General features: G+C 33.4%; 19 protein-coding genes and 1 riboswitch. Of the genes, 17 read left to right on the top strand and 2 right to left on the bottom strand.

Annotation, left to right across the window (positions count from 1 at the left end):
- Window positions 1-584 precede the first annotated feature (584 nt).
- The 9 genes from AN960_RS10230 to AN960_RS10190 all read left to right on the top strand — a co-directional run bounded on the left by AN960_RS10230 (window position 585) and on the right by AN960_RS10190 (window position 11,292).
- Entirely contained in the window at window positions 585-2,297 is a 1,713-nt protein-coding gene (locus tag AN960_RS10230; protein ID WP_056470558.1) for a S53 family peptidase, read from the top strand.
- Window positions 2,298-2,644: 347 nt separating this feature from the next.
- The gene (locus AN960_RS10225) at window positions 2,645-3,289 is read left to right on the top strand and encodes a TetR/AcrR family transcriptional regulator (protein ID WP_056470556.1); all 645 of its coding nucleotides are present in this window, start codon (window positions 2,645-2,647) and stop codon (window positions 3,287-3,289) included.
- Window positions 3,290-3,364: 75 nt separating this feature from the next.
- Window positions 3,365-4,102: an ABC transporter ATP-binding protein gene (locus AN960_RS10220; protein WP_056470553.1), complete on the top strand. Its 738-nt coding sequence runs from the start codon at window positions 3,365-3,367 to the stop codon at window positions 4,100-4,102.
- On the top strand, window positions 4,095-4,802 hold the full coding sequence (locus AN960_RS10215) for an ABC transporter permease (RefSeq protein WP_056470550.1): 708 nt from the start codon (window positions 4,095-4,097) through the stop codon (window positions 4,800-4,802). The genes AN960_RS10220 and AN960_RS10215 overlap by 8 nt, the downstream gene beginning before the upstream one ends.
- 407 nt (window positions 4,803-5,209) lie before the next feature.
- Window positions 5,210-5,935, top strand: a complete 726-nt coding sequence (locus AN960_RS10210) for a GntR family transcriptional regulator (RefSeq protein ID WP_056470549.1) — start codon at window positions 5,210-5,212, stop codon at window positions 5,933-5,935.
- A complete protein-coding gene (gene gntK, locus AN960_RS10205) occupies window positions 5,935-7,479 on the top strand; it encodes a gluconokinase (RefSeq protein WP_056470546.1) in 1,545 nt (514 codons plus the stop codon). Before AN960_RS10210 ends, gntK begins: the two co-directional genes overlap by 1 nt.
- A gap of 19 nt (window positions 7,480-7,498) precedes the next feature.
- Window positions 7,499-8,845, top strand: a complete 1,347-nt coding sequence (locus AN960_RS10200) for a GntP family permease (protein WP_056470543.1) — start codon at window positions 7,499-7,501, stop codon at window positions 8,843-8,845.
- Window positions 8,846-9,367: 522 nt separating this feature from the next.
- Entirely contained in the window at window positions 9,368-9,787 is a 420-nt protein-coding gene (locus AN960_RS10195) for a MarR family winged helix-turn-helix transcriptional regulator (RefSeq protein ID WP_056470540.1), read from the top strand.
- 131 nt (window positions 9,788-9,918) lie between these two features.
- A complete protein-coding gene (locus AN960_RS10190) occupies window positions 9,919-11,292 on the top strand; it encodes an MATE family efflux transporter (protein ID WP_056470536.1) in 1,374 nt (457 codons plus the stop codon).
- Between the two features lie 234 nt (window positions 11,293-11,526).
- On the opposite strand, the gene AN960_RS10185 is transcribed toward AN960_RS10190, so the two are convergent.
- The gene (locus AN960_RS10185; RefSeq protein ID WP_056470533.1) at window positions 11,527-12,309 is read right to left on the bottom strand and encodes a TrmB family transcriptional regulator; all 783 of its coding nucleotides are present in this window, start codon (window positions 12,307-12,309) and stop codon (window positions 11,527-11,529) included.
- Window positions 12,310-12,418: 109 nt separating this feature from the next.
- Between AN960_RS10185 and AN960_RS10180 the strand changes: the two genes are divergently transcribed.
- The 6 genes from AN960_RS10180 to abc-f all read left to right on the top strand — a co-directional run bounded on the left by AN960_RS10180 (window position 12,419) and on the right by abc-f (window position 22,050).
- Window positions 12,419-13,180 (top strand): TSUP family transporter, encoded by a 762-nt coding sequence (locus AN960_RS10180; RefSeq protein ID WP_390310445.1) that lies wholly within the window; start codon window positions 12,419-12,421, stop codon window positions 13,178-13,180.
- A gap of 354 nt (window positions 13,181-13,534) precedes the next feature.
- Window positions 13,535-14,890 carry a branched-chain amino acid transport system II carrier protein gene (gene brnQ / locus AN960_RS10175; protein WP_056470531.1) on the top strand — a complete coding sequence of 452 codons (1,356 nt, stop codon included), beginning with the start codon at window positions 13,535-13,537 and terminating at the stop codon, window positions 14,888-14,890.
- Between the two features lie 128 nt (window positions 14,891-15,018).
- Window positions 15,019-16,407 carry an amino acid permease gene (locus tag AN960_RS10170; protein WP_056470529.1) on the top strand — a complete coding sequence of 463 codons (1,389 nt, stop codon included), beginning with the start codon at window positions 15,019-15,021 and terminating at the stop codon, window positions 16,405-16,407.
- A gap of 261 nt (window positions 16,408-16,668) precedes the next feature.
- Window positions 16,669-16,867, top strand: a riboswitch (cobalamin riboswitch).
- Between the two features lie 147 nt (window positions 16,868-17,014).
- On the top strand, window positions 17,015-19,303 hold the full coding sequence (gene metE, locus AN960_RS10165; protein ID WP_056470527.1) for a 5-methyltetrahydropteroyltriglutamate--homocysteine S-methyltransferase: 2,289 nt from the start codon (window positions 17,015-17,017) through the stop codon (window positions 19,301-19,303).
- A gap of 16 nt (window positions 19,304-19,319) precedes the next feature.
- A complete protein-coding gene (locus AN960_RS10160) occupies window positions 19,320-19,814 on the top strand; it encodes an acyl-CoA thioesterase (RefSeq protein ID WP_056470525.1) in 495 nt (164 codons plus the stop codon).
- 403 nt (window positions 19,815-20,217) lie between these two features.
- Window positions 20,218-22,050, top strand: a complete 1,833-nt coding sequence (gene abc-f / locus AN960_RS10155) for a ribosomal protection-like ABC-F family protein (protein ID WP_056470523.1) — start codon at window positions 20,218-20,220, stop codon at window positions 22,048-22,050.
- Between the two features lie 87 nt (window positions 22,051-22,137).
- On the opposite strand, the gene AN960_RS10150 is transcribed toward abc-f, so the two are convergent.
- The gene (locus AN960_RS10150; protein ID WP_056470517.1) at window positions 22,138-22,956 is read right to left on the bottom strand and encodes a YitT family protein; all 819 of its coding nucleotides are present in this window, start codon (window positions 22,954-22,956) and stop codon (window positions 22,138-22,140) included.
- Window positions 22,957-23,121: 165 nt separating this feature from the next.
- On the opposite strand from AN960_RS10150, the gene exaC reads away from it, so the two are divergent.
- Together exaC and AN960_RS10140 are read left to right on the top strand one after the other, a co-directional pair.
- Window positions 23,122-24,639 carry an acetaldehyde dehydrogenase ExaC gene (exaC, locus tag AN960_RS10145; RefSeq protein ID WP_056470514.1) on the top strand — a complete coding sequence of 506 codons (1,518 nt, stop codon included), beginning with the start codon at window positions 23,122-23,124 and terminating at the stop codon, window positions 24,637-24,639.
- Window positions 24,640-24,786: 147 nt separating this feature from the next.
- On the top strand, window positions 24,787-25,059 hold the full coding sequence (locus AN960_RS10140; protein ID WP_056470512.1) for a hypothetical protein: 273 nt from the start codon (window positions 24,787-24,789) through the stop codon (window positions 25,057-25,059).
- Window positions 25,060-25,093 lie beyond the last annotated feature (34 nt).

The following is a 25,093-nucleotide window of genomic DNA, read 5'->3' as shown; positions in this document are numbered from 1 at the left end:
AATTCTATTCTAAAGAATGGTAACTTAAAACTATTTAGGATTATTCGAAATATATTTCTTACTCATAAAGAAATTCATGTGTGAGAAATAAAAGTGAAAAAATTCGGTATAGAAGAATTCATGAGTAAGTAAAAATGCAAAAGTTTGAGAAACATCAATACGCTTTTTGAAGAAATTATTTCCGAGAATTTAGGATAGAGGCTGAGGAGATAAAAAACAGATTGATAAGAAAAGTTTAAAAGAGTTGCTAAAATAACTCTTTTTTTTTTTTTTGTTCTTCAACGATCTGGGAGTTTAGTTACTTTAAGATTCTTTAAGATTCTTTAGAATTCAATTAAAAAAAATGTATATTGCAGGAGATTCTAATTTTTACGTCAAACTCAAATCATAAGCATTTACATAGCAAAATATATGCTATATGGAAAGTTGTAGTATTGAAAGAAGGTGATACATAACCCAAAGCCGATCGCCAAAAGAAATGACTGGAAAATTTAAAATCTTGGTAGTCGGGTAGCCTCAGGAGCGTCTTTTGATTTCTAGATTGTTGGTAAAATCTTATTTAGGAACTAAGGAGAGGTGTAAGGATGAAAAAAAGAAACCGAAAATTAATAGTACCGACTGTTGCTTCATTGTTAACATTATCGTTGTATTTCCCAGGAGGCTCAACTTTTGCCGCAGCTTCCAAACATGTACAACTTATTCAGGCAACTCCAACCGCTGCAAATCACGGCACTTCCATTGGTCATAAAAACCGCAACTCCAAAGCTTCGATAACTATTGCCCTTCAGCTAAGAAACAGCGATCAACTGGATAATTATATTGCCAGCCTTAAAAACCCTAACTCAAACAACTACAAGAAATACTTAACTCCCGACGAATTTAAAAATCAATATGGCCCAACTGATACAACTGTTGCTAATGTTAAAAGCTATTTGACAAGTCAAGGCTTTAAAGTCGAAAATGTTTCTTCCAATAACGCCTTTATTACCGTCAGTGGCACCATTGGTCAAATGGAGGATACTTTTGGTGTAACTATAAATAATTATAAAGATTCAAATGGCCAAACCTATTACGCCAATGATCAAGCTCCTTCCATTCCCGCTGAATTTTCTGGGGTGATTACGAATGTTGAAGGTTTGAATAATGAAGCACATTATACACATTCGAAAATTAGTAGTTCATCTATGCAAGTCTCAGGGCAGAACATAGCAGTGACACCGAAAGTGGGGAGTGGTCCAGCTGGCGGTTATACACCGGCTGAATTAAAAGGTGCTTACGATATCAACCCTCTGGCTTCTACTGGATATACTGGATCTGGCCAAACTGTAGCAGTCATGGAGTTGGACGGATATAAAGCAACGAACATTAGTACCTATAACAACTACTATGGCCTAGGAAGCCCTGCACCAACAAATGTATATATTGATGGTTATAGTGGTGCTGCCGGTCAAGGTGCAATCGAAGTTGAACTTGATATTGAGGTAATCAATGCAATTGCGCCAAAAGCACAGGTGGTTGTATACGAAGGGCCAAATAGCGCCCAAGGCTTAATTGATACTTATCAAAAAATTGCCTCTGATAATAAGGCAAAATCAATTTCTGTTAGCTGGGGGATCGGTGAGCAGCATGAAGCAAGTGCAACCATGAATAGTTTACATACCATATTCCAACAATTTGCAGCTCAAGGACAAAGTATTTTTGCTGCCTCTGGAGACAATGGTGCCTACGATTCAGGAGGTAGAACTTTAGAAGTCGATAGTCCCGCAAATGACCCGTATGTGACTGGTGTTGGTGGAACACACCTGAATTTAAGCGGTACTTCTTACAGTTCAGAATCCGTTTGGAGTAACAAAACAAACAAATCAGGTGACGGTGGAGGATTATCTAAAGTTTATGCTATGCCGTCATTCCAGTCAGGTCCTGGAGTCCAAAACAGTTATTCGAATGGTAAAAGGGAAGTTCCTGATGTATCGGCAGCTGCCGACCCTAACACCGGATATTCAATCTATACTGGAGGAGCATGGCATGTAGTCGGTGGAACATCAGCTGCTGCACCATTATGGGCTGGAATCGCTGCACTCAATAATCAATTTGCATCAGCAAATGGTAAGGGAAACCTTGGTCAAGCAAATCCAACTCTTTACCAAGTCTTTAATACAACTCAAAAATATGCAGCATATCATGATATTACGTCTGGAACAAACTTATACTATCCGGCTACATCTGGCTATGATATGGCTTCAGGTATTGGGACACCAGATGCGTATAATTTAATTCGCGATATAAATGGGTTTTAAAGTAGTAAAAAGTCAGTCTCCAAATATTGGAGGCTGTCTTTTTTGTTAATGAGAGAAATTAAGAGTGATTTTAAATTCAACCTTTTTCTGTAAAAAAAAAACGAACTAGTGAATACTAAATGAAAATCAATCTATGAAAATATAAGCTACTAACTTCAAATAAATCATAGATATATTTGGTTGCATAAGAAAAATTAGATTTGCTAATGTCTGAAGAATGTTTTATGTATGTCGTTGTTACTATGTTTTGCAATTGGACGATTAAATTTGATTTTGGTAATACTTTACAATTACATACAAAAAATGTATTATACATACATATAAATGTATGTAAGGAGAATATCATTTTGCCTAGAAATAAATATCCAGAAATAACAGAAAAAAAAATTTTGGATACAGCAACTAAGTTATTTTTAGAAAAGGGATGGGAACAAACTACTATTCAGGATATTGTAGATGAAATTGGTGATTTAACTCGAGGGGCATTTTACCATCATTTTAAATCAAAAGAGGATATCATCGAAGCTGTTCTCAATCGTCTTGCAACTGAAAACGACCCATTTATAGAAGCTAAAAATATTAATGGATTAAACGGACTGGAAAAGTTGAGAATGGCATTTTTATTGTCATTTGAAAATATTGGTCAATTAGAAGCCATTAAAACGATACCAAAGATCCTAAACAATCCTAAAATGATTGCCAAGCAATTAATTGAGTGTGTCAATTCAGGGGCTCCTGATATTCTTGCCTTTATCGAAGAAGGGGTAATAGATGGGTCTATTTCTGTCCAATATCCTAAGCAGACAGCTGAAACTTTTATGTTGTTGACCAATATATGGTTAAGTCCTATTATCTTTTCAGTAGACACTGAAGAATATCTATTAAAAGCAAAACACTTACAAGCTTTATTTAATAGTATTGGACTTCCAGTAATTGATGACCAAATAATTGATACCCTTGTAATGGTTCATAAAACGTTAATAAATATCTAAGGTGACTGCCATTTGGCAGTTTACTTTTATATAAATACATACATATATATGTATGTAAAAAGGGGAGATATAGATATGGATTATGAATACGCTGTAAAAATTTCGAGGCTAGTAAAGACCTTTAATAAAAAAGAGGTTATTAGAAATTGTAATATGGCCGTTCCAAAAGGAAGAGTTTACGGACTATTGGGTGTAAATGGAGCTGGAAAAACTACAATTTTAAAAATGCTTATAGGGTTACTTCACCCAACTGCCGGACACATTAAAATTTTTGGTAAGGATATTCACGAGAATAAAAAATACATATTAAGGAACGTAGGAAGCATTATAGAGACTCCAATTTTCTATGAACATTTATCCGCCACAGAAAATTTAGAAATTCATCTTTCCTATATGGGGATTCAAGATATTGATATAAAAAAAACATTAGAAATAGTTGGGTTAAATGAAATAGGTAATCAACCTGTTTCTCAATTTTCTTTAGGTATGCGTCAGCGATTAGGGATAGCAAGAGCTATTATCCATCGCCCAAAACTTTTAATTTTAGATGAACCAATCAATGGGCTAGATCCGGTTGGGATACGTGAAATTAGGGAGCTTTTTCTATATCTTGTAAAGGAATATGGTATGACGATCATTGTTTCTAGCCATATATTAAGTGAAATTGAACAGATCTCAGATGTGGTAGGAATTATCGCAGATGGAAGTGTTATTAAAGAAATAGAGTTGTCTACTAACAAAAATGAAATAGCAGATGGATTAGAAGAATATTTTGTTAATATTGTCAAAGGAGGGATGAAACAAAATGTTTAATTTAATGAAACTTGAATTAAAAAAAGTAAATATTCGTTCCTATATTTATTCAGCATTTATCATTGGAATCTGTATGTTAGGAATAATCTATCTATTCGCTTTTGCGCCCAAGATTGAACCAACAGACCCGGACATGAAAATGTTTGCAGGATATGAAAGAATCATTCCATTATTTAGTACAGTATGTATGTTTGCCTTTAGCTTGTTATCATCTGCAATGTTTTCAAAAATTGTAATTGAAGAATATTCAGGTAAACGGACAATACTACTCTTCTCATACCCAAATAGTAGAAGCAAAGTTTTTTTTGCGAAGATCACATTCGTTTCACTTTTTGTAGCAACTGCAATGATCGTAACGAGTATATGTATATACATAATTTTCGGTATTAGTGAATCTATTCATCAATTGGTTGAAGGAAACATAACTTTTGAACTAATAAAAAGGGGACTTAAACTCACATTTTATATGTCAATTTCTGCCGTAAGTGTTGGTATCATTTCCATGGCAATCGGCTTTATAAAGAAGTCTATAACAACTACGATTATATCCTCAGTCTTGCTTTGCTCATTGCTTAGTAACATAGTGGCAGGCTTTATATCTTCAGATCGTCCAATCATAATTTTTACAATAATACTTGTATTGCTATGTGTTTTCGTCATGAACATAATCTCAAATAGAATCAACACAATGGAGGTGTAAGAATTTAGCGACCGACTGCTTTTACAGTTTTTTATAAACTTATTACTAGTAAATGAATCAAATGTTCCTACTGGTACGAAAAATAATAAAAATATTATAAAAAGAACATGAGGTTTCTATTTTCATGTTCTTTTTTATTTTTACCTTTAAAAGGACTAGATACGCTTTTTGGTTATAAATATTTTGATGTTATAGGAATCCTATCTTGTGATTAGTCCCAAAAAATTACTAGAAATTCTTTATTAGGGGAGCGACGTATTAAACAAACTTGTTGTAATAAATTGTTCATGTTATTGAAAATCTATTACAAAGTAGAGTGATTTGAAGTAAAAGCGCTTGCATTTTTTTAATTATGTTTTTATAATACTTGTATACAAGTATACTCGTATGGAAATGAAGGTGAACTAATGTCAGAATTAAAGCAATATCTTTATCCGGAAAAATGGCTTTCAAAAGCTTCAGCTGGTGATCGTGTAACATATGAATTAAGGATGCAGATAATTTCTGGACTAATTGAAAGCGGTACCAAGTTATCAGAAAATAAATTGGCTGCCGATTTTAATGTAAGTCGTTCTCCTATTAGAGAGGCATTAAAAACACTAGCATCTGAAAATCTAATTCGTTTAGAAAGAATGGGTGCTGTTGTTATTGGATTAACTGATAAAGAAATAGAAGAAATATATGATGTGCGATTACTGATCGAAACATTTGTATTTGAACGGTTGGTAAAATTGGACACGAAAGAATTGGTTCTGGAACTGAGTAAAATTCTTGAAATGATGAAAATTGCAATTAAATATCAAGATGCCGATGAATTTTCATTTCAAGATGTATTATTCCATGAAACGATTATTCGAGCGATTGATCATTCATACATTTTGATGATCTGGAATAATGCTAAACCAGTAATGGAAGCGTTTATACTTTTATCAATGAGAGTACGGTTTAAGGAAAATTACGAAGACTTTGAACGAATAGTCGAAAATCACCAATTATATATTGATGCAATTAGTACAAAGAATAGAGATCTTATGATTCAATCTTTACATCAAAACTTTGATGATGTTCAAGGAAAAGTAGAAGATCTTTGGAGATCTCAACAAATGTTTTCAAAAGGAGTAGAACAAGAATAATGACAAACTATATGTTAGGGTTAGACATCGGTACCACAAGCACAAAAGCCGTTTTATTTACTGAAACAGGTGAAGTCATCCAACAAGAGAATATCGGATACCCACTCTATACACCTGATATTTCTACAGCTGAACAAGACCCAGAAGAGATCTTTACAGCTTTAGTACAAGCAATATCTAAAATAATGAAACAACATCCTCAAAAAGAGATATTATTTATTTCTTTTAGTAGTGCAATGCATAGTTTAATTGTCATGGATGAAAATGATCAACCATTAACGCCTTGTATTACATGGGCAGATAATCGAAGTGAGGCTTGGACTCATAAAATTAAAGATGAATTAAATGGTCACGAAATATATAAACGAACAGGAACTCCTATTCATCCAATGTCTCCTTTAAGTAAGATTACATGGATTGTAAATGAACGACCAGAAATCGCTCAAAAAGCGAATAAATATATTGGGATTAAAGAATATATATTTAAAAAATTCTTTGACCAATATGTTGTCGATCATTCACTTGCTTCAGCCATGGGTATGATGAATCTTAAAGCATTAGATTGGGATGAGGAAGCTTTACAAATTGCAGGGATTACAACTGATCAACTATCTAGACTAGTACCTACTACGGAGATTTTTACAAACTGTAATCTTGATTTAGCTAGACAAATGGGAATTGATCCAAAAACTCCTTTTGTAATTGGTGCAAGTGATGGCGTACTTTCCAATCTTGGTGTGAATGCAATTCGAAAAGGAGAAATTGCAGTAACAATCGGGACAAGTGGTGCAATTAGAACCATTATTGACAAACCACAAACTGATGAAAAAGGACGAATATTTTGTTACGCATTAACGGAAAAACATTGGGTCATCGGTGGACCAGTGAACAATGGCGGTATGATTTTTCGCTGGATTCGTGATGAATTTGCGGCTTCGGAGGTTGAAACTGCAAAAAGATTAGGTATTGATCCATATGAGGTTTTAACAAAGATTGCCGAAGGAGTAAAACCTGGGGCAGATGGCTTGTTATTCCATCCTTATTTAGCAGGTGAACGTGCACCATTATGGAACCCTGATGTTCGAGGATCCTTCTTCGGCTTAACGATGGCACATAAGAAGGAGCATATGATTCGCTCTGCACTTGAAGGCGTTATATACAACTTATACACAGTATTTTTAGCTTTAATTGAATGTATGGATGGACCAGTATCCAAAATCCAAGCAACTGGTGGGTTCGCAAGATCAAATGTATGGCGTCAGATGATGTCCGATATTTTTGATTTAGATGTAGTTGTACCAGAAAGCTATGAAAGTTCTTGTCTTGGTGCTTGTATTTTAGGTCTTTATGCAACAGGAAAAATAGAATCCTTTGAAGTAGTATCTGAAATGGTCGGTAATACGCACAAACATACTCCTAATGAAGATGCAGTAAAAGAATATCGAGAATTATTGCCAATCTTTATTAGCTTATCGAGAGTGTTAGAAAAAGATTATAAACGGATTGCTAATTATCAAAGAGGATTAATTAACAAAAATAAATAGAATTTCGGGGGGGATTTCCATGCCACTAGTTATAGTAGCAATCGGAATAGTAGCATTACTTGTTTTAATCATGAAGTTTAAATTAAATACTTTCCTTTCATTAATTATTGTTTCATTTGGAGTTGCTTTAGCACTTGGAATGAAACCAGATAATATTGGCACAACCATTGAAGCTGGATTAGGCGGAACACTTGGTCATTTAGCATTAATCTTCGGACTTGGTGCAATGCTTGGTAAATTGATCGCAGATTCTGGTGGCGCTCAACGTATTGCGATGACTCTTGTAAACAAATTCGGTGAAAAGAACATTCAATGGGCAGTAGTTGCTGCTTCATTCATTATCGGTGTCGCTTTATTCTTCGAAGTAGGATTAGTATTATTGATCCCGATTGTATTTGCCATATCAAAACAATTAAAAGTTTCTATTTTATATTTAGGTATTCCAATGGCGGCTGCTTTATCAGTTACACATGGTTTCTTACCACCGCATCCAGGTCCGACTGTAATCGCTGGTGAATACCATGCAAATATTGGTGAAGTATTACTTTACGGATTTATTATTGCTTTACCAACTGTTTTTATCGCAGGTCCTTTATTTACAAAGCTTGCTAAAAAACTAGTACCTGAATCCTTCACAAAAACGGGTAATATTGCATCTTTAGGTGAACAAAAAACATTTAACCTTGAAGAAACTCCTGGTTTTGGAATCAGTGTATTTACAGCTTTACTTCCTGTTATTTTAATGTCATTTGCAACAATTGTTAATTTACTACAAAAAACAATTGGATTTGCTGATAATAGCCTACTTGTAGCGATCCGCTTTATTGGTAATGCTGGTACTGCGATGGTGATTTCATTATTAGTTGCGATTTATACAATGGGATTAGCTAGAAAAATACCAATTAAAGAAGTTATGAATTCTTGTACAACTGCAATTACACATATTGGAATGATGCTCTTAATCATCGGAGGAGGCGGTGCCTTCAAACAAGTGTTAATTGATGGCGGTGTTGGTGATTATGTAGCTGAGTTATTCAAAGGAACTTCAATGTCACCGATTTTACTTGCTTGGATTATTGCAGCGATCCTACGAATTTCCCTAGGTTCTGCTACTGTTGCAGCTTTAACCACTTCTGGTTTAGTTATTCCAATGTTAGGTCATTCTGACGCTAACTTAGCTTTAGTCGTTCTAGCAACTGGAGCTGGTAGTTTAATCGCATCACACGTTAATGATGCAGGTTTCTGGATGTTTAAAGAATATTTTGGGTTAAGTATGAAAGAAACTTTCTTAACTTGGACATTATTAGAATCAATTATTTCCGTTTGCGGATTGGTCTTCATTCTTTTACTAAGTTTATTCGTATAATGGAAAAAACCAGCGGGGGTGTCTTACTTTTCACCCACTGTTGGTTAATTAATCATAAAGGGCAGTATCCTCACTATAATACTTAGAATCCTCATGTATTATAGAAGTGGATTACTGCTCTTTATTTAATTATCGTTTTGCCAGTTTTCGAGAACCAACCGACCTCTTGGAAGAACATGACAATTTCAACTAGGTAATCTATTGGGTAATAATAACCTATTACTAATAGAAAGTTATAGTTCTACAAGATTATATGTTTAAGTCTTAGTTCATATTGATGTTTTGGTTAAATAGCCTTAATTTAGAGCTTGCAAATTGTATTAGTTCTTTCTATTATTAATAAATTTGGACTAGCTAAAACATCTGACAAATGACATGATCAAATCTTTTAATGGGGTTAAAAAAGATTGTAAAGTTTACAATCTAATTGTTAGAATTCTATCTTTTTAATTGACATAGAACGCCCACGGAGTTATATTAGTTTCAGACAGTTAGAATTCTAATTATTCGGAGGTGAACGATTTGATTGATACACCTTATACGAGACTTCTTAGTACCATTATGCATAAGGTACGGGATCAATTGTCGTATCGTACGAAAGAACTTGAAGTAAATCCACAACAAGGTAGGATGATCAGTTATATCGCTGAGCATCAGGATCGAGGTATAATTCAAAAGGATTTAGCAGATGCATTTAATAGAAGAGGTGCAAGTATAACAAGCATGCTTCAAGGGCTTGAAAAGAATGGGTATATTGGAAGAAAAATCCAAGCTGATAACGAACGCCAGAAACAAATTTTCGTATTAGAAAAAGGTAGAGAAATCGTTAATCAGATTGATGATATGTTTTTGGCAATGGAATCACGTTTAACAGAGTCATTAACTGAAGAAGAAAAAAATGAATTTTTACGCCTATTGAAAAAAATTGAATCAAACCTTTGAGTGACTACGGCCATTAAGGTCGTATCGGTAAATAGTTAGAAACCTAAAAGTTAGAATTCTAATTATATATAAACAAAAATTATGATCAAAAACCAAAATAAAAAAGATAAGATTCGGGAGGATGGAATATAATGGAAGGATTTGAAGTAGATCAATCTAATATTTATTATTTAAAAGAAGCACCGATACGAAAAGCGTTAGCTCGTTTATGTATTCCAATGATGATTGGGATTTCTGCTGGTACAATCTATAACTTAATAAATGTATTTTTTATCGGTTTAGTACATGATACTGCGATGTTAAGCGCCATTACATTAGGTTTACCAATCTTTACAGTGCTAATGGCGATTGGGAATGTATTTGGGGTTGGTGCAGGAACTTTTGTTACTCGTCTCTTAGGTGAAGGGAATCTTTTTAAAGGGAAATCAGTAGCAGGCTATGCTTTTTATATGAGTATTATATGTGGATTGATTATTGCAGTAATTGCCTTATTATTTGTTAATCCAATTGTTCATTTGTTAGGAGCAGATGCTTCAACATTGCTTTATACTAAGCAATATACGATCACCCTTTTTATTGGTGGCTTTGCATTTATTTTGAACTTTGCATTAGAACAAATTGTGCGTTCTGAGGGTGCTGCAAAAGAATCGATGTATGGAATGTTTATTAGTGTAATTTTTAGCATCATATTTGATGTGTTATTCATTTTAGTTTTAAACCTTCATGTAATGGGGGCTGCCCTTTCAATGGTTTTAGCAAATATCGCCGCAAGCATATATTACATTTGGTTTTTAGAGAGAAAAAGTGAAACTTTAAAAGGTTTCTTAAAGCATTGGAAAGTATCGATGACCGATCAATTAGAAATCTATAAAGTCGGTGTTCCAGAGTTATTTAAAATGTCATTTATGATTGTTACAACTCTACTATTAAATAATTATGCAATTGAATACGGCGAGCATGTTGTAGCAAGCTTCGGGATCGCTGTAAGGATTGCACAACTTCCAGAGTTTATTACGATGGGCTTATTTATAGGAGCCATTTCTTTAATTGCTTATAATTTTGGTGGGAAAAATAAACCGCGTCTAACTGAAACATTAAAAGAGTTAACTCTATGGATTGGCGGAATCTCAATTGTATTTGGTGGAATTGTATATATATTTAAAATTCAAGTACTCGGTTTATTTACAAGCGATTCAGCCGTGCTTAGTATAGGAGCACTAATCTTAACAGCTCAACTTATTTCATCTGTTTTTAACGGATTCACAGGTTTATTCACTAGTATCTTCCAAGCGTCTGGTGAAGGGCTTGCTACAGGGATCATGTCAATTACACAAGGTGTGCTTTTCATTCCAGTTGTCATCATCTTACATCATTTTTATGGATTAAATGGCATAATTTGGTCTTTAACACTTACTGAGGGGATTACATTCGTTATGGGGGCTATTTTAATGATTCCTTACTTAAGAAAACTTAAGAAAATGCCAGATAACAGCCTAGCTCATTAAAATCACTAAAATTGTGAATACCATCCCATAGACTGGAAATAATGCATAAGTACATTAAAATACTTATGCTTTCAGACTGTTGTCAAACGCTCGCTTTCTTCGTTGCTTCGCCTGTTGAGCGTGCTCATTACCGTCTAGGGTAACTCCGCTCCTCACCAGACTTCGCGCCTCGAAAGACAAGCGCTTGCAATCAGTCTGAAACACAAGTTTTTTGTACTCCGTATTGGCGTATTATCATTCCATGAAAAAAGCTTTTCGCTCAGTTGTAATCCATTTCTCTAAATTGTCTTGGCTACGTCGAACAAGTCTATTCACTAGTACATCGTGCCATATATAATCTTCTAATAAGTAAATATGAACTGGATCATTTGTATAAAAAGCAACACTACGCTCCTCAATTGATGGTCCATAAATCATCTCTTTAGAATCAATCGACAAAATAAACCAATGATCTGTAGACTTGGTCTCTGTAAATGGCGTAATGCGATGACTTTCTAGATTTCCAATAGGATTTTCGACGTGTAGCGTAATTCCTTGAATAGTTGCATTTTCAGTCGCATGGACCAGTTCTTTTTTCAAAACCTCATACATTTCGTCCCACATGGAAATTACAATCCGTTTTTCTGCTTTTTTTATTAGCGTCTCACAATAGTTAATAATCGTTTTATAATCTTTTAAAGTAATTACCCGGTTGTCCACTTTTTCACCAAATGATTCTAAATCTTTTAAAGAGTCACTTACTACAGAATAAGTTGATTGCCACTCCGATTGGGCCTTCTGTAAAAAGATATCAACGGGCAGAGGTGAATACCGAGCCACGTCATTTATTTCCTCTTTCAAGACAATTCCCTTTTCAACAAGATTACCTAGCACATCATAAATACGTGCTCTTGGTATACCTGAGTCCTTGCTAACTTGGTAGGCTGTAACAGGACCTTGTTTAACGAGTGATACATAAGATTTAGCTTCATATTCGTTAAAACCTAATTTTTTGAACTGTTGCACTAGATCTTCCATTTTTTTGCACTCCTATTTTTGTTTATGTAATAAATTTACAATAACTATTTACAGATAGCAATTTGTTAGTTACTATTTCAGTAGTGACTACATAGGAAGGTTGATAGAAATGCATCTAGACTCATCTTTATTAATTATTTTAATTTGTTTTGGATTTTTAGCTTCATTTATTGATTCTGTTGTTGGGGGTGGTGGGTTGATTACACTACCTGCATTATTATTCACGGGGCTTAATCCTGCCGCGGCAGTAGCTACCAATAAATTAGCAGCGACAATTGGCTCTCTAACAAGTACATTAATGTTTTATCGTTCAGGTAAAATCGAATTAAAATCAGTTCTTAAATTTTTTCCACTCTCATTTATTGGCTCATTATTGGGTGCATACACTGTACATTTGCTAAACCCTGAAATGCTTAAGCCATTGATGTTAATTATGCTCGGAGCAGTAGCAATTTTTACTATTTTCAAGAAAGAATGGGGAAGTAATTCAACACAAAAAAAATTATCCATTTATCAATTCATTATTTTTTTAGTTACGATCTTTGCAATTGGCTTCTATGATGGGTTCATTGGACCTGGAACTGGATCATTTTTAATTTTTGCTTTTTTGATGATTGGGTTTGATTTTTTAAAGTCTGCAGGAAATGCAAAATTTTTAAACTTTAGTAGTAATATTGCTGGATTGTTAATGTTTATGTTTTTAGGACAAGTAAACTACACTTATGGAATAATAATGGGAATTGCACAAATTGCAGGTGCGATTTGTGGATCGAAATTTGCAATAAAAAAAGGAAGTGGTTATGTACGTGCGCTATTTATAGCAGTGACCTGTTTATTATTAGTGAAGAATATTTATGATTATATTCAATAACTAGTAAAATACAGTTCTTCCTACAAGGACACAATGAAAGTGGAACTTGAAATAAACATTGATAACTTAAAAATGTAGGAAATAGAAAAAAAACACTCCAGCTTTTCGACTGGGGTGCTTTTTTGTGACGAAATCCAAACTTAACTGTCCTATAAGCAACAAATCTATAGAGAATCCATTGAATTAGGTTTATAGATTTGAAAAAATTGTGACAAAATATAATCATACGCAGAAAGAATAACTTATTATAATATAATTTTATTGAATTTGATGAAAATGTGAGGTAAGATTGTTTGGTCTGAAAATTAGTCCAATTGGGAACTTTATACAAATTAATAATCGGAGTTGTTGTTTATGTCACCAAGAGTACCTAATACTTTTATAATCATTTTAGGTTTTATGTTATTTGCACTGTTTTTTGGAGCAGGAAATCTAATTTTTCCACCCATACTTGGACAGTTAGCCGGAAAAAACTTATGGATAGCCAATGCAGGTTTTTTAGTTACTGGAGTTGGATTACCATTGTTAGGCGTTACAGCTTTTGTTTTTTCAGGTGAAAAAAATTTGCAATCTTTAGCTAGACGGGTACATCCGTTGTTTGGTATTGTATTTACTACGGTTCTCTATCTAGCAATTGGTCCTTTTTTTGCTATCCCTAGATCAGGGAATGTATCGTTTGAAATTGGCGTTAAACCTTTTTTATCAAATGATGCAAATCCTGGTGCATTAATCATATTTACAATCTTATTTTTCACAGTTACATGCTTGTTATCACTTAATCCTACAAAGATTATTGATGTAGTAGGAAAATTTCTAACTCCTATTAAATTAACGTTTATCGGATTGCTTGTTGTTATCGCTATTGTTCATCCAATTGGAAAATTTCAAGAGCCTTTTAAAGGATATACAACAAATGTGTTTTTTAAAGGTTTCCAAGAAGGCTATTTAACAATGGATGCTCTTGTAGCTTTTGTTTTTGGAATTATTATTGTAAACGCAATTAAAGGAAAAGGAGTTACGACTAAAAAACAGCTTATGATCGTTTGTGGAAAGTCAACAGCAATAGCTGCTTCACTTTTAGCAATAATCTATACTGCTCTTACTTATATGGGCGCTTCAAGTGTTGAGAAACTTGGTCGATTAGATAATGGTGCTGAAGTTTTAGCGAAAGTTTCAGACTATTATTTTGGTTCCTATGGAGCAATATTATTAGGTTTAATGATTACAGTGGCATGTTTGACTACTAGTGTTGGACTGATCACTGCTTGTTCTACTTTTTTTCATGAAATGTTTCCAGCCATTTCTTACAAAAAAATTGCGATCATTCTGACTGTGTTTAGTACTCTTATAGCAAATATAGGTTTAACACAGCTAATTAAAGTTTCAATTCCTGTATTAATGACACTATATCCTATCGCTATATCCTTAATTTTCTTAACATTCTTACACTATACATTCCAAGGTAGGTCAGAAGTGTATCAAGGCAGTTTGATCTTAACTTTTATTGTGAGTCTATTTGATGGGTTAAACTCAGCTGGAATACAAATTGAAGTAATTCATCATTTTTTCACTAAGTACCTCCCTTTGTATAGTTTAGGTTTAGGTTGGATTGTGCCAGCTATTGTTGGTGGTTTTATTGGTTATTTTATTAGTATTTTACGCAAGAAAAATAAGAAAAATATTCCAAGTTCAATTCGAAAGATCAGTTAATTATAGGAAAATAAAGAAGCTTTTTAACTGTAAAAATTCTTAATAAGTTAGTAATGGTTTTAGGGGAGAAGTTTTTAAGATTGATTCAAAAAGTGACACTTGTTTCATCAGGAAGGGGAGGAAATAGAATGGCACAAAAGGAATTGAAAAAAGGATTGAAAGCGCGCCATATTCAGATGATTGCATTAGGCGGTACAATCGGTGTAGGATTATTTATGGGTTCAACGAGTACAATTCATTGGACAGGCCCATCAGTAATGCTTGCTTATGCAATTTCGGGGATTTTTATCTTCTTCATTATGCGTGCAATGGGGGAAATGCTTTACCTAGAGCCAAGTACAGGTTCATTTGCGACATTTGGCCATAAATATATCCACCCTTTAGCTGGGTATATGACTGCATGGAGTAACTGGTTCCAGTGGGTTATTGTTGGAATGTCAGAAATTATTGCAGTTGGGGCATATATGAAGTATTGGTTTCCAGACCTACCTGCTTGGATACCAGGAATTATTGCAATTGTGATACTTGGTGCAGCAAATCTAATTTCCGTTAAATCATTTGGTGAATTTGAATTTTGGTTTGCAATGATTAAAGTCGTTACAATTTTATTGATGATTGTTGCAGGGTTTGGTCTAATTTTCTTCGGTTTAGGAAACGGAGGAAATGCGATTGGAATATCTAACCTTTGGAAAAATGGCGGCTTCTTTACAGGTGGTTGGTCAGGTTTCTTCTTTGCACTTTCACTAGTTGTTGGAGCTTATCAAGGCGTTGAATTAATTGGTATTACAGCTGGAGAAGCAGAAAATCCGAAAAAGACATTAAAAGAAGCGATTCAAAGTCTTATTTGGCGTATTTTAATCTTCTATATTGGTGCTATTTTTGTAATAGTAACAGTTTTCCCTTGGGACCAACTAAATTCGATTGGTAGCCCGTTTGTTGTAACTTTTGCAAAAGTTGGTATTACAGCAGCTGCTGGAATTATTAACTTTGTAGTAATCACTGCTGCAATGTCTGGTTGTAACAGTGGTATTTATAGCGCAGGACGCATGCTATATACATTAGGTGTAAATGGACAAGCTCCAAAATATTTTACAAAAGTCTCAAATAACGGAGTGCCTTTATTCGGTACGATTGGTGTACTAATTGGTTTAGTAATCGGCGTTATTTTAAATTTTATTGCACCAAAAAACTTATTCGTGTATGTATACAGTGCAAGCGTACTTCCTGGGATGATCCCGTGGTTTGTCATTCTAATTAGTCATATTCGTTTCAGAAAAGTAAAGGGAGATGAAATTAAGAATCATCCTTTTAAAATGCCTTTTGCACCATTTACTAACTACTTAACATTAGCTTATTTAGTTTTGGTCCTAATCGGTATGTGGTTTAATGATGACACGCGTATATCACTTATTGTGGGAATTATTTTCTTGGCAATCCTTGTCATTTGTTTTTATGCTTTCGGTATCGGAAAACGTGTACCATTAGATGCTCAAACAGATGAAAAGGTAGCTAACTGATCAATCACTTAGTTTGATAATAAGAGGTACTATAGTTATACAATAAAAAAATAAATTTTTTTAACAATCAATGCGTTCGTATTATAAAATCAACCAGTAATTAAGCTGGATGAGATTATCATGCGAGTGCATTTTTTTATTGTCTGTATAATGAATCAGCAGTATCTATTTAACCTAAAATAAAAATTTTTTTAAAATTTATACGGAAAATAAAAAATAAATATTTTGACTATTTTTGCATTTTATGACAAAATGATGAAAACTAAATAGTAGGGAATAGGTGTAAATGAAGATCATAGTTTGAAATCATTTACTTAAAAGGGAAGTTTGGTTTAATTCCAACACGGTCCCGCCACTGTAATAGAGGAGTAAATAAGAAGATGCCACTTATTAATTTAGGGAAGGCTTTTATTTACAAAGATTCTTAAGTCAGGAGACCTGCCTATTCTAACGACGCTGTTTGACCTACGAGAGATAGGGAGGTGCCTTATGGAAAGAAAGCTTAAGTTAACGTATTCTAATTATTTATGTTTTCCAACTTAAAGGCATTTTTGTCTCTTATGAGATAAAAATGCTTTTTTATTTTAGATAAAAGGAGAGGAAAAAAATGGTAAAAATAAGTAATTTAGGATATCCGAGAATTGGTGAAAATCGTGAATGGAAAAAAACGTTAGAGAGCTTTTGGCAAAAGAAAATTAATGAAGAAGAATTTGAAAAAGAAATGAAATCATTGAGAATAAGCTCAATAAAGAAACAGCACGATTTAGGTGTGGAGCTAGTCCCTGTAAATGATTTTACGTTTTATGATCATGTGTTAGATATTGCTACTATGTTTGGTTGGATTCCTAGTCGATTTGGTGAAATAAATGAAAAACCTAGTCTAGAGACATATTTTGCATTAGCAAGGGGTAGTAAAAACATTGTAGCTTGTGAAATGACGAAGTGGTTTAATACAAATTATCACTATATCGTACCTGAATATCAAAAGGGCAAGCAATCTAGATTACTATACAATAAGCCGTTAGAAGCATACAAAGAGGCATTACTTGAGCTTGGTATAAAAACGAAACCTGTCATTCTAGGAATCTATACATTTGTACAGTTAGCAAAAGGTTACCAAGAAGAAGAAAAACGAAACATAATTAATAATCTAGTAAGCCTATATATTCAAATGCTTAAAGAGCTTGAGAATGAAGGTGTTGAGTGGGTACAAATTGATGAACCATGTTTTGTGTTAGAAGAATCAAGCGAAGATATTCGTTTTATGAAAGAAGTTTATGCTCAAATCGCAAAAGCTGTCCCTTCATTATCAATAATGCTACAAACTTACTTTGAAGCAGTTGAACAATATGAAGAACTAATTTCATTCCCTGTAGATGGCATTGGACTTGATTTTGTACACGGTAAAGATGGAAATTTACAGTCAATACTCGAGCACGGATTTCCAAATGACAAAGTACTAGGTGTAGGAATAGTTAATGGGCGTAATATTTGGAGAAATGATTTAAATGATTGCATTAAGTTTTTGAATTCTCTCAAAGAAGAAATAAGTCCCAAAGATTGGTGGATTCATCCATCTTGTAGTTTGCTTCACGTACCAGTTACAAAAACTGAAGAGAATTTATTAAATGAAACATTATTTGATGCATTAGCGTTTGCCGATGAAAAATTGGAAGAGTTAGTTATATTAAAAAGTTTATTAATTAACAAAGCGAGCATGTTTGATAATGAAGTTAAATATGCAAGTAATTGTTTAGAAAATTTAAAACAACTTAGTGAAAAAAATCAATCAACTCGTAATGAATTAGAATCCATTAATGAAGAAGATTTTAGAAGACCAGTACCATTTCATTTAAGATATCCTTTACAAAATAAAGTAATGAATTTACCGATTTTACCAACGACTACTATTGGAAGTTTTCCTCAAACGAAGGAAATTAAACAAGTAAGACAGCAATGGCGAAAAGGAAATATCGATGAATCGGAATATATGAATCAAATTAAATTGAAAATTAATGAGTGGATTGAAATTCAAGAAAATATTGATATGGATGTATTAGTACATGGCGAGTATGAGCGTACGGATATGGTTGAATATTTTGGTGAGAAACTAGAGGGATTTGCCTTCACGAAAAAAGCATGGGTTCAATCTTATGGATCGCGCTGTGTAAAACCGCCAATTATTTTTAGTAAAGTCGAATTTACAAAGCCAATTACTGTAAATGAAACTGAGTATGCACAAAGTATAACAACTAAACCAGTCAAAGGGATGTTAACAGGTCCTGTTACAATATTAAATTGGTCGTTTGTTCGTGAGGATCGTACAAGAGAGGAAATAGCAAATGAAATTGCGTTAGCTTTACGTAAAGAAGTAAAAGCACTAGAAGCTGCTGGTATTTCAATTATTCAAGTTGATGAACCTGCAATTCGAGAAGGTTTACCTTTGAAGCAAAAAGATTGGAATCAATATTTAAATTGGGTAACGAGAGCATTTCGTTTAGCTACTTCAAGCGTCCGAAATGAAACGCAAATACATACACATATGTGTTATAGCAATTTTAGCGATATTATGAACACAATTATTGAATTAGATGCAGATGTTATTTCAATTGAACATGCAAGAAGTCATCAAGAATTTTCTACTTATTTATCTGAATCTCCTTATCCATTTGGAATTGGTTTAGGCGTGTATGATATTCATAGTCCAAGGGTTCCATCGGTTGAGGAAATGGAAGAGAATATTTTAAGTTCTTTAAAAGTGTGTGAAGCAAATAGATTTTGGGTTAATCCAGACTGTGGTTTAAAGACACGAAATGAAGCTGAGGTAATAGATGCCTTATCAAATATGGTAAAATCTGCGAAAAAAGTTCGAGAAAAATATTATTCAATTATTTAATGATAGGGTGAAATCGATGAGTGGTAGATACGTAAAAGAATCTAGAGTATTTGATAGTAGTAGAATATTTCCAACTGACTTAAATAACCATGGTACATTATTCGGAGGAAAAATGCTTGCCGCAATGGACTTAATTGCCTCCATTTCAGCTACAAAGCATTCGAGAATGGAATGTGTAACCGCATCGATGGATTCAGTAGAGTTCCTATGTCCAGTTCGAGAAAGTGACTGCATATATTATGAATCGTTCGTGATCTTAACAGGCTCAAGCTCAATGGAAGTATTTGTTCGAGCTACTGCCGAAGATCTACTTTCAGGTGAAAAAAGAGTTGCTGCAACATGTTTTGTTACATTTGTTGCACTTAAAGATGGTAAACCACATAAAGTAGTAGAGGCAATACCAGAAACTGATGAAGAAATTAAATTACAGCAATTAGCATTTAAACGTTTAGAAAGTCGCCAATTAAGAAAGAAATTAAGTAAGGAATTGGCATTAATTTGGAAAGAATAAAAAGAAAGCATTGAAAACATACTAAAAGTAAGCTAAGATTAAATTAATATTTTTAAGGAGGCATCAAATTTAGACACTATGTACAATATCCGATAACTTTTTAAGCTAACGAATTTTATAGCAAAAAAGTACTCTGCCTGAAATCAGAGAAATTGGATAACTATGTCTATTTATGAGCCTATACTAATATTAAATTAATCCATTGTTTTTAATACATGGTTTATTTATTATTATATTTCATTTGAAATATAATCTAACGTATATATTTATATATATACACGGCTTATTAAATCACATCCAATTTACACACAGGCAGATACTGCTTGTGTGTTTTTTATTTTCTCTCGTTAAAGATTGTATTTTTGCGCAGAGTGATATTTTAAAATCGGATGGAGTGAAGTATATGTTTATTATAAAAACATCGAATATAGAAATAGAGTTAAATGGAAAAACAATTTTTAAAAATGGAAACTTAGACATAAAAGATGGTGAAAGGGTAGCATTAATTGGTGAAAATGGAGTTGGAAAATCAACATTTATTAATGCCATTTTAGGTAATATTCCATTGAAAAAAGGAATGCTACAAAACCACTATTCAAAAGATGAAATTGGATGGCTTTTAACCGATGAAGAGAATCTAGAAAACTTTTCAGCAAGGGAAGTGATCGAGTCATTTGATCAAGAGCGATATTTCATCAAAAAGAATTTAGAAAAGTATATACTTGATCTGTCTAACGAAGAAAATCTTTCTAAATATAACGAGAGTTTAAGTAAATATTTGGAATTAGATGGTTATGATTGGGAAACGAAAATAGATCAAGTTTTGAAGAAATTTCAATTACCGCAAGAGTTATGGAATATCCCATTCAGTCATTTAAGTGGTGGACAAAAAACAAAAGTTAAATTAGCAAAGATAATGATGAAGCAACCAAAGCTATTAATTTTAGATGAACCAACAAATCATTTAGACACTGAGTCAATCCAATGGTTAACGGAATGGTTACAAAATTTTAAAGGTAGTGTACTTTTTATTTCTCATGAACGACAATTCATTGATGATGTTGCGACAGTTACTGTTGAATTAACGGAAAATGCTACTTTTAAGTATAATGGTGGTTATTCAACATATAAAATACAAAAAGAACATGAGCAAAAAACGCAGCAAGCACAATATAATAAACAAGAAGCGGAAAAGAAAAAGCTCATTGAAACAATTAATCAATATAAACAATGGTTTACAAGCTCGCATAATGCAGCTAGTGAACGTGATCCTTTTGCAAAGAAAAAAGCGGCTAAAAACGCATTAAGATTTAAATCAAAAGAAAAGGATTTAGAACGATTAGAGAAAAGAAAAGTAGATAAACCAAAAGAAGTTAAAACAATTTCAGCCAGCTTTGAAAATGATTCATTTTCAGCAAAACAAATGATTACATTTGAAAAAGTTGATTTTTCATATGATGAAAAAGCGTTATTTAATCAAGTTGATTTTAGTTTAAATCGAGAAGATCGATTAGCTGTAATTGGAAAAAATGGATCTGGAAAATCAACATTTTTAAAATTATTAACAGGATTAATGATTCCTAATAGTGGATCTGTAAAACAGAATCCTCAATTAAAAATAGGGTATTTTATGCAAGAGCTTGAAGCGTTAAATGAGGATTCAACAATTTTAAATGAAATTTTATCACTTCCAAATATGACTGAAACTGAAGCAAGAACAATTTTAGCATGTTTCCTTTTTAGAAGAGAGGATGTTTACAAAAATATTGCCCAACTAAGCATGGGAGAGAAATGTAGAGTCGCTTTCGTAAAATTATACTTTTCTGATTCAAACCTACTAGTGCTTGATGAGCCAACAAACTATTTAGATATTCACACGCGAGAAAGAATTGAAGAAGCATTAGCTGCATATCCTGGAGCAGTCGTTGTAGTGTCACATGATCCTTATTTACTAAAAAAGGTCTCAAATCGCGTAATTCATATTGAAAATGGAAATCTTTATGAATTCAAAGGATCTTTTGCAGAATGGAACGGAAGACAGAACATCTCAAACGATCAGCAAACTTTATTAAATGAACGAATTAAATTACAACTAGAAATAGCTGCAATGAATGCAGAGGAAAAAGATACGGATGAAGAAAAGAAAGCTCAAATTTCAAAAATCGTCAAGCTACAAAAAGAACTTGATGGAATAAATGAAAGGTTATTGACTGAGAGAAGGGAAAAGAAAGGCTGAGCGCTTAAAAATAAAAAACAAATCACTTAAGTTGGATTACTTATGGTGATTTGTTTTTTATTATAGATCCGAGTTGTACTAAACTATTTACCCTGCTTTTAGTACATCATTTACATCATGTATAACGACGAATGCTTTTGGATCAATTGTGTGAATTATTTTTTTAAGTTCAAATAGTTCTTTATTATTAAGAATAATGTATAAGGACTCTTTTCGTAGGCCAGAGAAGTGGCCTTTTGCAGGATAAATCGTTACTCCTCGATTCATTTCATTTGATACGATTTGTGCAATTTCATTCGCCTGATCGGAAATAATCGTAATCGCTTTTTTAGGATTTAATCCTTCCATAATAAAATCCAAAACTTTAATACCGATATAAATAGAAATTACAGTATATAATGTTTTCTCAAAGCCGATTACAAAATAACCACCTAAAACAACAATTAGATCAAATAATAGTAAAGATTTACTAATACTCCACCCGAAGGATTGATGAACCATTTGAGCTAGAACCGTGGAACCGCCTGTTGTACCACCCGCACGAAAGACAATTCCTAACCCTAGTCCGATTAAAACACCAGCAAAAATAGTACCTAGTAAAGTTTCGCTTGTTGGTACGCCATAACCGTCTGTCATACGTAAGAAAAAAGAAATGGCTACAATGGAAATAACTGTATATATTATTAGTTGTTTCTTTAAATATTTATATCCAATTATTAACAAGGAAGCATTTAAAACAAAATATACGACATCAGGAGACCAGTTAAATAGATAATAAGTAATCATCGTAATGCCGGTAAAGCCACCCTCAGCTAATTTATTCGGTATTGCAAAGAAGTTAACACCGACTGCAAATATGGCTGATCCAACAAGGAGATATAAAATATCTACGAAGTTTTTACGCACAGTTACCCCTCATTTTCTAACAGATTTTTTTCACTTCTATCATTCTACCTAATAATGAGTTTTGAATCAAAATATTTCTATTAAACAAAATATCTATTATTTGTCATAGTTATAAACGCGCTTTCATAGGTTTATAAAGAGACAAGCTATTAAGGGGGAATCATTATGGTATTTGCAACACCTGGAAAATCTGGTTCATTAATTACGTTTAAAAATCGTTATGACAATTTTATTGGTGGCGAATGGGTAAGACCAGTAAGGGAACAGTATTTTGGAAATGTATCGCCAGTAACTGGACAAGTCTTTTGTGAGGTGGCAAGATCGACTTCAGAAGACATCGAAAAAGCACTTGATGCAGCACACGGTGCAAAAGGTAAATGGGGAAGAATGTCAGTAACTGAGAGGGCAAATATTTTACATAAGATTGCTGATCGTATGGAAGCAAATAAAGAATATCTCGCTGTCGCTGAAACTTGGGAGAATGGTAAACCTGTACGTGAAACTTTAGCTGCAGATATTCCTTTAGCTATTGACCATTTTCGTTATTTTGCCGGCTGTATCAGATCGCAAGAAGGATCACTCGGTGAACTTGATGGTGATACAGTTGCCTATCATTATAAAGAGCCATTAGGGGTTGTCGGACAAATTATTCCATGGAACTTCCCAATATTAATGGCTGTTTGGAAGCTTGCTCCAGCCCTTGCTGCAGGGAATTGTGTTGTTCTAAAACCGGCTGAGCAAACGCCAACTTCTGTATTAGTTTTAATGGAACTAATTCAAGATTTATTGCCACCTGGGGTTGTTAACGTTGTAAACGGATTTGGACTTGAAGCAGGTAAACCATTAGCTTCAAGTGATCGAATTGCGAAAATTGCATTTACTGGTGAAACTTCAACTGGGCGACTAATTATGGAATATGCTTCAAAGAATTTAATTCCTGTTACATTAGAATTAGGTGGTAAATCTCCTAATATATTCTTTGAAGATGTAGTAGACAATGAAGAGTTTTTCGATAAAGCACTTGAAGGCTTTACGATGTTTGCTTTAAATCAGGGAGAAGTTTGTACATGTCCTTCAAGAGCACTTATTCATGAATCAATCTATGAGGAATTTATGGATCGAGCGGTAAAACGTGTTAAAGCGATTAAACAAGGAAACCCATTGGATCCTCAAACAATGATCGGTTCTCAAGCTTCGCACGAGCAATTGAATAAGATTTTATCTTATTTTGAAATTGGAAAGAATGAAGGTGCCGAAGTTTTAGTTGGTGGTAGTCGTAATGTTCTTGATGGAGAATTGAAAGATGGTTTTTATGTAAATCCTACAATTTTCAAAGGGAACAATAAAATGAGAGTATTCCAGGAAGAAATTTTTGGTCCTGTTGTTTCGGTTACTACATTTAAAACAAAAGAAGAGGCATTGGAAATCGCTAATGATACATTATATGGATTAGGAGCGGGTGTTTGGACTCGTGATATGGATACTGCTTATCGATTCGGACGCAACATCGAAGCAGGTCGAGTTTGGGTAAACTGCTATCACGCATATCCTGCACATGCAGCTTTTGGTGGGTATAAAAATTCAGGAGTAGGTCGTGAAACACATAAAATGATGTTGGACCACTATCAAAATACAAAGAATCTGCTAGTTAGTTATTCTCCGAGCAAACTAGGATTCTTTTAAAACTTTTACACTCCAGTATAGATTTACTGGAGTGTTTTGATTTTCAAAGAAAGAATACATTAAAATAATAATTTTCTTAAATCCATACATAAAAACTAGTAGCAATTTAATATGTTTAATAAAAAGTATAAATTGGAGGGACTAAATATGTTATATCTAGTAATCTATGTCATTATCCTGATCATACTGTATAGTTTCATTCAATTATATTTAAACCGAAAGTGGAAGTTAATCTATACTACGCATGGCTATCAAAACTATTTTATGATTATTGGTAAATTGAAGAAGAATGGAATTGAGTATAAGACGAAATTACCGATGAATTTTAGTGGTAGGAGATTTAATGAGAATACTCAATATGATATATATGTAAAAAAAGATTTAGAACATTTGGCATTACAGTCTTTATACCATAATTAATAGAGTGATATTGATTTATGCCAAACGTGTCAAC

The sequence above is a fragment of the Bacillus sp. FJAT-25509 genome (genome assembly GCF_001420605.1).
Lineage (GTDB): Bacteria > Bacillota > Bacilli > Bacillales > Bacillaceae_G > Gottfriedia.
This window is presented reverse-complemented; position numbering and strand designations above follow the sequence as displayed.